This is a genomic window from Acinetobacter sp. AOR18_HL, assembly GCF_027855145.1.
GTDB lineage: Bacteria > Pseudomonadota > Gammaproteobacteria > Pseudomonadales > Moraxellaceae > Acinetobacter > Acinetobacter pittii.
Genome location: NZ_JAKTIG010000085.1, coordinates 77,253 through 91,440 on the forward strand (window position 1 = coordinate 77,253; position 14,188 = coordinate 91,440).

At 37.2% G+C, this 14,188-nt stretch carries 12 protein-coding genes; 10 read left to right on the plus strand and 2 right to left on the minus strand.

Features of this window, described 5'->3' with window-relative positions; genetic code table 11:
* The first annotated feature begins 112 nt into the window (after positions 1–112).
* The 9 genes from MKL51_RS20765 to MKL51_RS20805 all read left to right on the plus strand — a co-directional run bounded on the left by MKL51_RS20765 (position 113) and on the right by MKL51_RS20805 (position 10,810).
* Positions 113–1,432, plus strand: a complete 1,320-nt coding sequence (locus MKL51_RS20765) for a D-alanyl-D-alanine carboxypeptidase PBP6B (protein WP_017480597.1) — start codon at positions 113–115, stop codon at positions 1,430–1,432.
* 97 nt (positions 1,433–1,529) lie between these two features.
* The gene (locus MKL51_RS20770) at positions 1,530–2,816 is read left to right on the plus strand and encodes an NAD(P)/FAD-dependent oxidoreductase (RefSeq protein ID WP_032006961.1); all 1,287 of its coding nucleotides are present in this window, start codon (positions 1,530–1,532) and stop codon (positions 2,814–2,816) included.
* Positions 2,817–2,951: 135 nt separating this feature from the next.
* Positions 2,952–3,434: an FKBP-type peptidyl-prolyl cis-trans isomerase gene (locus MKL51_RS20775; RefSeq protein ID WP_002118581.1), complete on the plus strand. Its 483-nt coding sequence runs from the start codon at positions 2,952–2,954 to the stop codon at positions 3,432–3,434.
* Positions 3,435–3,552: 118 nt separating this feature from the next.
* Positions 3,553–4,995 carry a cryptochrome/photolyase family protein gene (locus MKL51_RS20780; RefSeq protein WP_032006960.1) on the plus strand — a complete coding sequence of 481 codons (1,443 nt, stop codon included), beginning with the start codon at positions 3,553–3,555 and terminating at the stop codon, positions 4,993–4,995.
* Positions 4,996–5,190: 195 nt separating this feature from the next.
* Positions 5,191–5,934: a hypothetical protein gene (locus tag MKL51_RS20785; RefSeq protein ID WP_002118735.1), complete on the plus strand. Its 744-nt coding sequence runs from the start codon at positions 5,191–5,193 to the stop codon at positions 5,932–5,934.
* Positions 5,934–6,830, plus strand: coding sequence for a hypothetical protein (locus MKL51_RS20790; protein ID WP_002118561.1), 897 nt, complete (start codon positions 5,934–5,936; stop codon positions 6,828–6,830). The genes MKL51_RS20785 and MKL51_RS20790 overlap by 1 nt, the downstream gene beginning before the upstream one ends.
* Positions 6,817–8,067, plus strand: coding sequence for a glycosyltransferase family 2 protein (locus MKL51_RS20795; protein ID WP_032006958.1), 1,251 nt, complete (start codon positions 6,817–6,819; stop codon positions 8,065–8,067). Before MKL51_RS20790 ends, MKL51_RS20795 begins: the two co-directional genes overlap by 14 nt.
* On the plus strand, positions 8,068–9,912 hold the full coding sequence (locus MKL51_RS20800) for a hypothetical protein (protein ID WP_002118983.1): 1,845 nt from the start codon (positions 8,068–8,070) through the stop codon (positions 9,910–9,912).
* Positions 9,890–10,810 (plus strand): hypothetical protein, encoded by a 921-nt coding sequence (locus MKL51_RS20805; RefSeq protein ID WP_017386261.1) that lies wholly within the window; start codon positions 9,890–9,892, stop codon positions 10,808–10,810. The genes MKL51_RS20800 and MKL51_RS20805 overlap by 23 nt, the downstream gene beginning before the upstream one ends.
* On the opposite strand, the gene wecB is transcribed toward MKL51_RS20805, so the two are convergent.
* Both wecB and MKL51_RS20815 read right to left on the minus strand, forming a co-directional pair.
* The gene (gene wecB / locus MKL51_RS20810) at positions 10,795–11,937 is read right to left on the minus strand and encodes a non-hydrolyzing UDP-N-acetylglucosamine 2-epimerase (protein WP_032006957.1); all 1,143 of its coding nucleotides are present in this window, start codon (positions 11,935–11,937) and stop codon (positions 10,795–10,797) included. The genes MKL51_RS20805 and wecB overlap by 16 nt on opposite strands.
* A gap of 1 nt (position 11,938) precedes the next feature.
* Complete coding sequence (locus tag MKL51_RS20815; protein WP_002118409.1) at positions 11,939–13,156, minus strand: tetratricopeptide repeat protein; 1,218 nt, start codon at positions 13,154–13,156, stop codon at positions 11,939–11,941.
* Between the two features lie 267 nt (positions 13,157–13,423).
* Between MKL51_RS20815 and MKL51_RS20820 the strand changes: the two genes are divergently transcribed.
* On the plus strand, positions 13,424–14,125 hold the full coding sequence (locus tag MKL51_RS20820) for a VIT1/CCC1 transporter family protein (RefSeq protein ID WP_002118524.1): 702 nt from the start codon (positions 13,424–13,426) through the stop codon (positions 14,123–14,125).
* The last annotated feature ends 63 nt before the right edge of the window (positions 14,126–14,188 follow it).

Consider the following 14,188-nt stretch of genomic DNA (forward strand, 5'->3'; position numbering starts at 1 on the left):
GTCTTGCGTAGATGTATTTTTTGGCAACAATTCCCACTAGCCTTCCACGAAAAAAAGGCATAGCATGCTGTGCATCTGTGTCCCGTATTTGCCAGTGAAGTTAAGGTCATCCGTGAAATTTTTTCTATCTCTTTTTACCCTCTTTAGTATTTTTTGTACTACCGTAACCAATGCTGCATTACTCAATATTGCACCTGAAAGTGTTGAAGCTGCTGCATGGACTATTGTAGATACTCAATCGGGTCAAATCATTGCTGAGCATAATAGCCATGTTCAACGCGCACCAGCATCTTTAACCAAAATGATGGTTGCATACATTGCCCTAAAAGAGATTAAAGCTGGAAAACTGAAAAAAGAAGAAATCATTACTGCAACTCCAGTGGTTAGTGTTGTGCAGTGGGATGAATCACAAATGTATCTTAAAGCTGGTGAACAAATTTCAGTTGATCAGTTATTGGCAGGTCTAATCGTGATGTCTGCTAATGATGCAGCCGTGACTTTAGCTGAAAAAATCTCTGGTGATGTTCCGCGTTTCGTGCAACGTATGAATCAGGAAGCTCAAGCTTTGGGTATGAAAGATACTCATTTTAGTAATCCTGCCGGAATTACGATGCCTGACCATTTCACTACAGCACACGACCTTAGCTTATTAAGTCAGGCATTAATTAAACAAACCCCTGAATATTTACATTATTCAAAAATGCCAAGCTTTAGCTATAACCAACGCTTCCATCATGCGACAAACCTTGCGCTCAAATATGATCCATATGTAGATGGCCTTAAAACGGGATATACCAAAGCAGCAGGTTATAACTTGGCACTCACAGCTTCACGTCCTTCATTCTCATCTGACTTAACTCAAAGACGTTTATTAGTCATTGTTTTAGGTACACCGAGTGCTGTAAAACGCGCTGAGATTGCAGATAAATTAATGAATCTTGCTTACGCCTATACACGTGATGAAGTGATTATTCCTGAGCAGAAATTAATTGCTGAACTACCTGTTGTAAAGTCGACTTTAAAAATGTTTAAGGTTGAAACAAAGCAACCAACAATTGTAACGACATCTTTATATGCAGACCCAGCACCAATTGACCTAAATACTTTTGATAATGCAACCCAACGCGTTCAAGTACTCGATAGTAACCAACAGCTCAAGGTGATTGCTCCACTTGAAACGACTCAAACACATGTAAACATTGAGCTCAATGAAAAACAATTAACTGCGCCATTAATGAAAGTCGTAAGTTTGGCAACAGTATCGATTTATCAAAATAATCAACTGATCCGTAGTCTTCAAATCGAAGATAACGTACATATTGAAGAAGCCAATATTTTCCAAAAAATCGCAATGTGGTTTTCTAGCCTCTTCTCTATTTTTTCATCAAGTGAACATAGTGCTGCAAAACTCTACCCTGTAGATTCGCACTAAAAACATCAAATTGTGCACAGACGCACAATAAATTTTATAAATAAAAGATGGCATAATTTAGCCATCTTTTTTTATAGAAAAATAATTAGGTGAAAAAATGACCCAAAATTTACATCATATTGTAATTGTTGGTGGTGGTGCTGGCGGCTTAGAACTGGCCACACAACTCGGTGAAACTTTTGGGAAAAACCGTAAAGCAAAGATTACATTGGTTGACCAAAACCTTACCCATATTTGGAAACCATTGCTTCACGAAATTGCTGCTGGCTCTTTAAATCCGCACGAAGAACAAACTAACTATTTTGCGCACTCAGAAAAACATCATTACGAATTTGTACTCGGAACATTAGTTGGGGTTAATAAAGATAAAAAATTAATTGAACTAATGCCCCCTCAAGTGTCTAAGGATCAACAGAATCATTCGCAAGAGCTAAGTTATGACACACTTATTTTAGCGCTTGGTTCTGTATCAAATGACTTTAATACCACGGGAGTGCGTGAAAACTGCCATTTCCTTGATAGCAGAAAGCAAGCCGATATTTTCCAGCAAGATTTATTACATCTTTATATTGAAGCTCAGAATCAACCCAATCAGCGAACTTTAAATATTGGAATTGTTGGTGCGGGAGCAACAGGTGTGGAACTGGCAGCTGAGTTAATTGAGACAACTAAAAACTTTTATCTATATGGTTTAAAGAAGATTCATCCAAACCAAGTCAAAATTACACTAATTGAAGCTTCTGAGCGTATTTTACCTGCTCTAAGCGATAAAACTGCTGAACACAGTGCTGGGCAACTCAAAAAAATGGGTGTTGAAATTTTAACTCAACACCGCGTTGAAAAAATTGATGAGCATTGCATCTACTTTAGCAATGGCAACCAACTCAAAAGTGATATTACCGTTTGGGCCGCAGGCGTAAAAGCACCAAAGGTATTAGAAAGTTTTACCGATTTTAAACGCGATAATATTAACCGCCTGATGGTCTATGCAACCTTGCAAACCTATTCTGATCCAAATGTATTTGCGTTTGGTGACTGCGCTCATTGCCAACTTGATGCAAGACATCCTCCACTTGGCCCCCGTGCTCAAGTTGCAAGCCAACAGGCCAGCTTTTTAGTCGATGCTATGGCTGCTCGACTAAATGGCCGATCACAGCCGATGTTTACATTTAACGACAAAGGTTCTCTCGTGTCTTTAAGTCGTCATAAAGCCGTTGGAGAATTACTTGGAGATGTAAGCGTGCAAGGCTATATTGCGAAAACAATGTATGTCTCTTTATATCGTTTACATCAAGCAACGATTCACGGATATACTCAGGCTGGACTACTCACAATGAAAGATTTACTTACAAGACGTGTACGTCCAAAAATTAAGCTGTATTAAGTTGAATTTTTTAAGTTCGTCCCTATTTATATAAAAACGCATCAGAAAAAGTGCCAAAGATTAAGATTTTGTAGTCTACAAAATTTATTTTTCACTTTATGATGTACGCTTCAATTGATTGAATGGATCAAAAACATGACTGCTATTGCAAATAACCACGTGGTTTCATTCCACTACAAATTAACAAACGCTGAGGGTGAAACACTTGATCAATCTCAAGGTGAACCACTTGCCTATTTGCACGGTGCAGGCAATATCATTCCTGGTTTAGAAAATGCATTAACAGGTAAAACTGTTGGTGAAAAATTCACTGTTAACGTTCCAGCTGCTGAAGGTTATGGCGAATACAACCCAGACCTAGTACAAGAAGTTCCAGCTCAAATGTTCCAAGGTGTTGAGAACATTCAACCTGGTATGCAATTCCAAGCTCAAACAGATGACGGCGTACAGATCGTTACTGTTAAAGCGGTTGAAGGCGACAACGTTGTTGTTGATGCTAACTTCCCACTTGCTGGTCAAGATTTAACTTTTGAAGTTGAAATCGTAGAAATCCGTGATGCTTCTCAAGAAGAATTAGATCACGGTCACGTACACGGTGCTGGTGGTCATCACCACTAATTCATCTTTAAAGATGATAAGAGCAAAGCTTCGGCTTTGCTTTTTTTATATATTTATTTTTATATAATATTTTGATAATAATTCTTTAACTCACCTCACTCTATAAGGGCCAATTTTCATGTCAAACGTAAATCAGCTAATTTGGTTTCGTCAAGATTTGAGAGTTCGAGACCATGCTGCTTTATGGCATGCCTCTCAACAAGGGCCTTGTATTGGGTTAATTATTTTATCGCCTGAACAATGGAAAATGCATCACGATGCGCCTATAAAAATTAATTTCTATTTACGTCAACTTCAACAACTAAAAAAAGAACTAGAACAACTTAATATTCCCCTTATTATCCAAGTCATTCCTTACTGGAAAGATATCGCTGATTATATTGGTGAACTTAGCACTCAACTTAATATTGAAAATGTCTATTCAAATATAGAGATCGGCGTTAATGAATTAAAAAGAGATAAAACTGTACAAGATTTTTTAAATCAACAAGGTAAAGAGCTCTTTTTATTCCATGACCGTACGATTTTTCCTTTATGCTCTATTCGCAATCAGTCACAGCAGCCCTATCAGGTTTTCGGTGCATTTAAAAAAGCATGTTATTCAAAATTGGATATCAGTGGTTTACCTCAATGCTATCCAATTCCTGAAAAGCAAAGTAGCTATCCAGCGTCTTTTTCAAAAATAAACAGCTTAACTCTAGAAGATATTGAAGCTTTTTTTGATCCTTCTGTTTCTAAAGAGCAACAAGGCTTATGGCTAGCTGGAGAAAATTTTGCTCTAGAGCAGCTCGACATATTTATTAAAGATCATTTATCTGATTATAAATTAGAACGTGACTTTCCCAATGTAAGAGGAACTAGCCAACTTTCCCCCTACTTAAACATTGGGATTTTGTCTATCCGCCAGTGCCTGCAAGCTCTTTTTAGGGCTGAACATGGCAACTTTCATTTGACAAATGAAGGCCAGCAGACTTGGTTAGATGAACTCATTTGGCGAGAATTTTATCAACATATTTTATTTGATTTCCCCCATGTTTCTAAACATATTCCGTTTAAAAAAGACACTCAGAAAATTAAGTGGAATCACAACCCAGAGCACCTAATTGCATGGCAAACGGGCCAGACAGGTATACCGATTATTGATGCTGGAATGCGTCAACTTTTAAAAACGGGATGGATGCATAATCGTGTTCGCATGATTACCGCTATGTTTTTATGTAAAAACTTACTCATCGATTGGCGAGTAGGTGAACAATGGTTTATGGAGCATTTAATCGATGGGGATTTAGCAGCAAATAATGGTGGCTGGCAATGGTGTGCTTCTACCGGAACTGATGCCGTACCTTACTTTAGAATTTTTAACCCTATTGCTCAATCAAAGAAATTTGATCCAAATGGAGATTATATTCGTCAATGGGTTGAAGAATTAGCTCATCTAGACAATAAAGCCATTCATGAGCCCTACTCGACTAAAACGAATATTCAGTTAAATTATCCAAAACCAATTGTAGATTTAAAGGAAACTCGTCTTAAAGCAATTGAAACTTTCAAGAGTATTTAAATAAGAATTACGTCTTAAGTGTTTATTTTTAATTAAAAAATAATAACAGTATTTGACTATAGTGAGACTTTGTTCTACAAATAGACATAATAGATACTTAAAAAAGGCCATAAACAACAACAACTTCGCAATGTCTCACATTTAGTAATAAAAGTATAAAAAAATTAACATTACAATAAGGTAGCTATAGCTCACATGCAACAAAAGAACCCTGGAAGAACACTCGTCTTATGGATTATCGCAGCTCATCTATTTATGGGCATGGTGGCGTATGAGTGGTTGCCTGTAAGTTTTAGAGGAAGCTGGATTTTTATTCTCATTCTTTTAATTTCTGGAGCTTTTTTACAAGTTGGTGCATCCTTAATTGTGGGCTTACTCGCTTTTATCGGTGTTGCAGTATATTTTCTACTCGACTTAGGGGCTCAGACGCATATTGAACGTCAGCTTCTTTTACTTTTTATTATTCCCCTCATTCCTCTTTTTCTGAGTGCTGTTCGCCATAATATTGAAATTAACGTTCAAAAATACCGCGATATTCAAAGTTATGACCGTAATTATCGCCGTGATATTTTCCCGCTTAGCGCACTCAAGTATTTTCAACGCAGTTTCTTTAAGCTTCTTGATCATCATCACATTCAAGACTATGAAGTCTTTGAAATTAGAATTCTCAACCGAAGCTTAATTAAAGAAATGTTAGGCGACGATGTGTGGAAAACCACTCAAAATGAAATGATTAAAATTTTGAGCCAACATCATCCACAAGAAATCGTTTTCCAGTTTGCTGATGATGATCTTGAAACTATATACAGCATTGTAATTCGCAAGCAAAAAACGGATGAAGAACCTGAATTTATTAAAAAGCTAAAAGAAATTATGACTTTGCGGCTTGAAGTCGAATATAAAGTTATTCAGATTCCACCTGAAGAGGAGATTACTTAATGTCTAATCTTCTTAATATTTGTGGAATTATTATTGCATCTAGTCAGTATCCTGATGCCACTTTACAGCAGTTCTATCGGCAATATTATCATTGTGAGATTAAAACGGAACAAACAAAAACAGAAGTTCAGAGTACCGATGATCTTTCAATGTTTTTTCCATATCAGGATACATGGTGGCCTATCTTTACAATTGACCAGATCAGCTCGGATAGCTTTCAACGACTTATTCATAAAGGGTTCAAGCCTGGCATTATATTGCCGGATGAAGTTTTTAGCTTTTCTCATTATTTCTTGCTCAAAGAAGCAGTCAGCCAAGGTGCGATTCCGATTGCACTTTATAAATCAGAGCAACCTCAATATTTTGCGGCTAAAGCCACATTTTCAACTGCAATTGGGTTGCGCCCAATGGCTGCTTTTGTCTCAACGGGATGGGATGAAAATTTAATTTCACAGACCGCTGGTAGTTATATTATTCAATTTAACCCTTCGCAGCTCCCGTTACCCTCTAGAGAAATTAAGCAAAAACAGCATTTATTTTATTCGGCTAAACGTTTTAACGGTCATATTTCTGGGTATGAAATTATTATTAATCCTCCTGCTGATCTACCCACAACAAATATTCGATATCCTCAACTCGGAATATCTTGGAAATTTAATAAGATTAATTACATAAGTACGCCAGAGCATGTAAAAACTAATTTCCTTGGATACATTTTTATCGGTTTAAGTACTGTTGTAGTTCCACTCGATCTAATTCTGACGAGTACCTACCCTGACCTCCTTGGTACGTTTGGTAGCTATATTTCATGGTTCTCTCTTGTAATCGGGTTGATTTTATTAGTCTTGCTCATCTCGTCTATTATCAGGAGGGTTAAATCAAATGGCTCCCATTGATATTCTCTTCTTATTTGGATTTTTAGGGATTTGGATTCCACAAGCATTTTGGGCGTGGTTAAGTTATCAAGCTTGGAAATATTCAAAAACAGCAGAAAAAGAGTTACAAAACCTTCCAATACCAGAGAGATGGCCCGTTTTGAGTGTCTTGATCCCTGCCTATAATGAAGGTGTTGTGATTGAAGATACTTTGCATGCAATTGCTCAACAAGATTACCCAGCCGAAGCATATGAAGTTTTACTCATTAATGATGGGTCAAAGGATAACACCCTAGAAATCGCCGAAAATTTGGCAAAAATTTATCCTTGCATAAAGATTGTTAATGTTCCTAAAGGAATGGGGGGTAAAGGTAAATCTAGAACGCTTAATAATGGCCTCCCCCATGCTAGAGGCGAATTGATTGTTGTCTATGATGCGGACAGTACACCAGAACCCGATTGTGTTCGCTTGCTAGCTCAAACCCTACTTGCCGATAAAAAATTAGTAGCCGTTAATGGAAAAGTAAGAACACGTAATTGGCAAGATAGTATTTTGACCCGATTTATTGCCATTGAGTTCATCTTTTTCCAATGGATTTTCCAAGGCGGTCGTTGGCAACGTTTTGAGCTATCGACATTAATGGGTACTAACTATGTGATTTGGCGTGATGCTTTAGAAACCTTAGGCGGTTTTGATGAAAAGTCATTGGTCGATGATACAGAAATGAGTTTTAGGATTTTCATTGGTCAAAAACGGATTAAATGGGTGCCCTATGCAATTGGTTGGCAGCAAGATCCTCCATCTCTGAGTGTGTTTGTTAAACAGCGTTCACGTTGGACCCAAGGTAATTTTTATGTGACTCGTAAATATTTATCCGTCGCATTAAGAACGCCTTTTCCTATCGGAATTGAAATTCTTAACAACATTATGTGCTACATACTTTTTGTACCCGCTTTATTCTGGAGTCATATCACCTTAACCCTTGGCATACTTGATATTGCGGGTATTTCAGTTCCAGGCCCATTCACAACTCTATGGGGACTGTCATTTTGCCTATATGTGGCACAAATGTGGTTTACGCTTTCACTCGAAAAAGTTAAACCAGAACTCTACTTTTATTCAGTTCTATCTTACGTAAGTTACTCACAAATATTTCTATTTATTGTTTTTAAAGCCGCATATGACATGCTTAAAAATAAAATACAGGGCAACTCCCTTCAATGGTACAAAACGGAACGTAGCAAGGAGAAAAAATAAATGAAAAAGACTTTTGATCTTTACAAAACAGCTCAAGTGCTCCTTGCCAGCACCAGTCTTATGCTCGCCATGTCTGCTCATGCGTATACATGGGAACTGGACGATATTAGTACTTCTACTAAATACACAGTCGAGCCTCATTTTTTCTATATTGGCAAAGGTGCCCAGTGGCAAAACATTCAATTTTCAAGTGATTATTCCACTGAAAGCGATACAACTTTACTTGTAAAATATGATGATAAACTCATTTATAACACTACCCTAAGTGGGGATGGTCAAGTCAAATTTGATATTCCAGCAAGTCAGAGTGGTTTTCACCGTTTAGATTTTATTATTCAACAATATGCGAAACCGACTACGCTGAATCAAACCAAAGAAACATTCTGTACAGAAGATATTGATCACCTAACTTATTTAAGTAATTCCCAGCTCGACTTTACACCTATTCGTAATGAATATCGCTTAAAAGATTTGCCAGATGCTTTATATAACCCACAAGCGAGACGGCCTACTCCATTTGTTGGTATTTTAAAATACAACCGTAAAGAGATTATAGAAGCCTCCATGCTCGCCAGATTAGCAAGTTCATGGACCTCCATAACACCTGTTGAATGGGTTGATTCAGGACAAACCAATTTAAATCCTGAAACAAACTTTATTATTGAAGTTATTCGCTCAGCAGCACCACTAAAAGGCGGAGCACTAGTACAAATTGCAAAACCTGTAGAAGGTGTGCCTACCTTATCAATTACTTATCATACTCAACAAGATTTAACGAGCGCAGTAAATGGACTAATTAATTCTTCTTATGTACAACAATTGAGTACAGGAAACGCAGTTTTTCCAAATACAATATCTAATCCAACATGGGCTCAATTTAAAAAAATCGATACACTCGCCGATTTAGGTATTCAAGATTTCAGATTAAATCACGCTGAAAAAAACTTATTTCTTGATTTCCCTGCGGTATGGCAACCAACCGATATCTTGCAAGGACAAATCGCACTTCGTATTCAAAGTGGTTTATTACAAGGTTCCAATATTACAGCTTGGATTGATGGAGGACTTGCTGGAAGCATGAAAACAGCCGACCTTGCTTCAGACCCAGTAAACCGTCAGTTCAATATTTTTGCAAAAGCTATTTCTAATACGACAAATTTTAGTCTAAAGCTGGAAAATTCAGTGATAGCCAATTCCCAATGTTTACCTAACGCACATGGTTCACTTTGGATTGATACAGCCAAATCTACTGTAAAGCTACCTCATAAACTTAAAAATGGTGTAGCCGCAATTTCAATGACTTTAGCAACAACCCCCACAATTGCGGTTGATGGTCAATCTGGTGCATTAAATATCGCGATTGTGTTAGGTCAAACTGCGAAAAAAATGCTTTTAACCCAAGCACCAATGCCTCTCAACCTAGTCCGTTATTCACCGAGCGCGCCACAATCTGTAAATGTCCGCGTTAACAAAGATATTTATCAACAACAAGTACTAATGCATCAGGATATTATTTATGCACCTGCTGCCCAAAATGGTTTTATTGTCAGTTATAACAATAACCGCTTTGATGTGATTACCGACTCACAAGGTGGCGCACAAACGTTTATGCACCTTTGGGAAAAAATACAACATAAAATTCCAAACAACGTGACGAAAATGCTGGTTTCAGAAAATGGAAATATCTATGTTTTACAAAAACTCATTGTCGGAAATCAAAAGGCGCCTCTAGTCCAACAGTCTTCTTTCTTCTTATTAGTTGTGATTATCTCTGCAATTATGATAATAATTATCTTCTTGTGGTACTGGTTAAGACGAAATAATGAGAAAACAGATACCAATTAAAATAGCTGCTTTTATTATTTTAATTATATGTAGTGTCATCGTATATGCGGGGCTTTTCAAACATCAAGGTCAAGCCCCTCATATTGAAGGTGTTTTCTGGCAACCTGACAATAACACTACTCCTCCAGAAGGAAATTGGCACTATTTAGGTGTTGATACATTTGTTCCCCAATGGTCTGTTGTTGAATCTAAATCTTGGTGGAAAGAATCAAATTTTCCACAATGGGAAAAAGCTATTAATTTAGAAAAGATTAAACAAGAACCTTGGGCAAAAAATCTCATATTGGGCTTAGCCGGTGAATATAATGAACCTAAAGCTCGGGCTAATGTCATTGAGTTAGGCGAAAAATCTGCCCAAATTATAAAAGAGCAAAAAACAGCATTTAAAGGTTATTACTTTCCGGTAGAAGCAGATCCAACTTGGCTACGAGTCAGTGCTTTAGGTCATGTGTTATCGAAGCTTCCTTCACCAGTCTGGGTGAGTATTTATAGTGGCGAAACTGAGCCTGAAAATTATGATTTATGGGTTAAAAGCTGGCTGCCTGACCATACGGGAGTTTTTTTCCAAGATGGTGTTGGCGTAGGCGTTCGATCACCTAAACAGGCCAAACATATTTTAGATCAGCTTGAAGATAAACTTGGAAAAGACAAAGTAATTATAGTATTAGAAGCTTTTAGAGTGAAAAAGAATGGGCAATTTAGAGCCGCATATCCTTGGGAAATTATTTCTCAGCTAAAAGCATATGAAGGTAAAACTGTTTATATTTTTGATGGTCCTCATTACATGAGCCGCTGGTGCGTTAATATTGTGAGCTTATGGTACCGCCTCACTTATGGTCATGCCAACAAAACCATAAATGAGACGAGATCCTTAAATCATGATTATGCCAATTCATAAGATTTAGCAATTTGATTGAGAATACGTTGAGCTGCTTGCCCATCGCCGAATGGGTTTTCTACATGCGCCATTTTTTCATAGTGCTGTTGGTCAGTGAGTAACTTTTCAGCTTCTTCAATAATTTTTTCTTGATTTGTCCCCACCAAAACGCCTGCCCCCACCTCAACCACTTCTGGTCGCTCGGTAGTGTCCCGCAAGATTAAAACTGGCTTATTAAATGATGGACTTTCTTCTTGTAAGCCTCCCGAATCCGTCAAAATAAAAGTAGATCGGTCTATCACTGCCAATAGACTTGGGTAGTCTAATGGTTTAACAAGATGAATTTGGGAATGGTCTTTAAACTTATCATGGACTACGTCATGGACGGCTGGGTTTAAATGTACAGGCCAAATGAAATGTAAATCAGGATGTGCTTGAGCTAAGTGCTCAACCGCATTGCAAATATTTTGAATTCCACCGCCAAAATTTTCACGACGGTGGGCAGTAATAAGTACTACTTTGTCATCTTGCTTTAATTGAATTCCATAAGGTTCAAGCCGGTTCTTCAAATCAGATTTTTCAGCAATTAATTTACGCCCTAAATACACCGCATCAACAACTGTATTGCCTGTAACCGTAATGAGCTCTGACGGAATTTGTTCATTGAGTAAATTTCTTTTTGATTGTTCAGTCGGGGCAAAATGCCATTTAGTAATACGTGAAACCAACTGACGATTTCCCTCCTCTGGAAAAGGATGATCTAAATCATAAGAACGTAAACCAGCTTCAACATGCGCAACAGGGACTTTCATTGAAAACGCGACTAAGCCAGCTGCTAAAACAGTTGTTGTATCACCTTGGATAACAATTGCATCTCGTTTTTGCCCATCAGTGTATACATTCTCGATTTGGCTCAAACCATGAATTAAGAGCTGATTTAAACTTTGTCCAGCATTCATAATTTTAAGACGGTGGTCAATTTCAACCCCAAAGAAATCTATCGCATCTCTTACTAGTTCGTCATGCTGTCCAGTAAAAATCACTTCAACTTGAAAGCGAGGGTCTTGTTTTGCCAATAAAATAACAGGGGCAAGTTTGATTAATTCAGGACGGGTTCCAAATACAATAGATATAAAAACTTTATTCACTTTAGAAATCCTTATAAAAAACGAGTTCTACTCGAGTATTGTTGTAATGATCTTTCGTATTTACTGGCACATCTTTAAAGTAATTGCCATATAGTCGTTCTACACGTAATTTTATAGGTTGATAATTAAAAGGCTGCCATGAAATACCTGGGCCATATTCAAATAAATTATTGTAATACTCATCTTTACTGTCAGCTAAGCCATGCAATTTCATATACGCCTGTACAGTGCCCGTTTCCCCCTTATAGACATTCAAACCCGTACGTAAGCGTAAATCGCCAATAACGTTATAATCTTCTCTAGAATAAGTCGCAGCATTGCCATATAAATCAGTGAAGTAATCATTAAAACAAAGTGACTGATTACAACTATTTTGAGAATACCATTCTTGATAACCTGCTATCCCACCCACAACACTTTCACGAAATTTATCTCTATTTCGGTCAATCAGATCATAGCTTCCACCTACTTCTAAATACATGCGTACAGGTATAGAAGTCCAAGGTTGATAATTAGCGCCGACACCTAGAGTTACTGCATTTTCATCAATAATTTCAGGTCGTACTCCGCCTTGAGATTGAGTATCGCGGTTTAGATTTAAAAAGCCATACACCTGCGCTCGACCATTATCGAGGTTCTTACCATAGCGAGCTTTAAGTGGGAAAATTACATCGTCGTAACGTGATTCATATGAAGGTGCAAAATACACATCACGGAAATAAGTTTTGACTTCCCCTCCACTTAAATTCTTTACGGCCTGTGTCGCCTTATTGGCAATATCCGCATCTTTAGATTGCGTAAGCTCCTTAAAAACTACCAAAGCCTCTTTGTTATGTTTTTGAGAATTCAGTAGATAAGCTTCTTGGAGTTTTAAATTATCATCTGCTGGATCTAATGCCTCTGCTTTTCTTAGACTTTGCAAAGCAGCATCTTGTTTCCTTAACCTAATCTGTAAATAAGTTAAACTTTTCCATACTTTAATATCTTGTGGTGTCATCTCTCCAAGTTCTAATAATAACTTCTCGGCATTTTCAGGTTGAGTCTTTTCAATTTTATAAAATTGATCCCATTTATCATAAATTGGATTACCTGGTTTATATTCTTGATTAACAATCTCTTGCGCAAAACTAGTCTCAACACTTAAGAGGCCTAAAGCTGGACAGATCGAACCAATAACGATAAAGGAACGGGTTATAGATTTTATTGTTTTGCTATTCATTGGGACCTCTAGAGTAAAATAGGTAGAATGCTTGCGTAGCAATCAAATTAAAATTTAATCAATAAGTATTATAATTAAACCCATAAATGACACTGTTTATATAAGTAGATGAGTTCTTTAAATTGTTCATTTTATCTCCTTTAATATTATGTTTTAAAAAAGTTCTTATCTGTTTGTTTTTCCTATAATGACACATTTTTTAATCGTATTATTGTAAATAATCTTATAGGATAAGATAAAAATTTATAACTACAAATAGGGGAAAACATGTCCTTTTCTCAGCATCCAGAACATCATTTTATTCACCGCTCAGGTTGGTTAAGGGCGGCCGTTTTAGGGGCAAATGATGGAATTATTTCTGTTACTAGCCTAATTATGGGAATGGCTGCAAGTGGGGCTTCTGCTCATACACTTCTTATTGCATGTATTGCTGGTTTAATTTCTGGTGCAACCTCTATGGCTGCAGGAGAATATATTTCAGTAAAATCACAAGAAGATATTGAAAAAGCCGACTTAAAATTTGAAGAACAAGAACTCAAAAAGCATCCGCAGCGTGAATTGGACGAACTCACCCAAATTTATATATCCAGAGGCTTAGCACCTGACTTAGCTCTACAAGTTGCTACTGAACTTACAAATCATGATGCATTAGGGGCTCACGCGCGTGATGAAATTGGTATTCATGAAAATACCGCAGCAAACCCTATTCAAGCCGCATTAGCTTCAGCTGGCTCATTTTCATTTGGGGCATTGTTTCCTATGCTGGCTATTTTACTCAGTCCAGATATATGGATCGAAAAAACAGTCTTAATATTTGGCATTATTTCATTAGCCTTTTTAGGAGCGCTATCAAGTCATTTCGCAGGTACTTCCAAGCTTAAAGGGAGTCTACGCATTACCTTGTGGGGAATTTTAGCGATGGGCTTTTCAAGCTGGATCGGCTCTTTATTTCATGTTACTCCACTTTAAAAAGTCAGAACTTATCAATGTTTAAGAACTAAATATTTAAAAACTAAATGCCCAATATTATTT

What these genes read in the sequence shown, in the direction of transcription:
- MKL51_RS20770 (WP_032006961.1), top strand. Translation starts at nt 1,530, where the DNA reads ATGACCCAAAATTTACATCATATTGTAATTGTTGGTGGTGGTGCTGGC.
- MKL51_RS20775 (WP_002118581.1), top strand. Translation starts at nt 2,952, where the DNA reads ATGACTGCTATTGCAAATAACCACGTGGTTTCATTCCACTACAAATTA.
- MKL51_RS20780 (WP_032006960.1), top strand. Translation starts at nt 3,553, where the DNA reads ATGTCAAACGTAAATCAGCTAATTTGGTTTCGTCAAGATTTGAGAGTT.
- MKL51_RS20785 (WP_002118735.1), top strand. Translation starts at nt 5,191, where the DNA reads ATGCAACAAAAGAACCCTGGAAGAACACTCGTCTTATGGATTATCGCA.
- MKL51_RS20790 (WP_002118561.1), top strand. Translation starts at nt 5,934, where the DNA reads ATGTCTAATCTTCTTAATATTTGTGGAATTATTATTGCATCTAGTCAG.
- MKL51_RS20795 (WP_032006958.1), top strand. Translation starts at nt 6,817, where the DNA reads ATGGCTCCCATTGATATTCTCTTCTTATTTGGATTTTTAGGGATTTGG.
- MKL51_RS20800 (WP_002118983.1), top strand. Translation starts at nt 8,068, where the DNA reads ATGAAAAAGACTTTTGATCTTTACAAAACAGCTCAAGTGCTCCTTGCC.
- MKL51_RS20805 (WP_017386261.1), top strand. Translation starts at nt 9,890, where the DNA reads ATGAGAAAACAGATACCAATTAAAATAGCTGCTTTTATTATTTTAATT.
- MKL51_RS20815 (WP_002118409.1), bottom strand. Translation starts at nt 13,156, where the DNA reads ATGAATAGCAAAACAATAAAATCTATAACCCGTTCCTTTATCGTTATT.
- MKL51_RS20820 (WP_002118524.1), top strand. Translation starts at nt 13,424, where the DNA reads ATGTCCTTTTCTCAGCATCCAGAACATCATTTTATTCACCGCTCAGGT.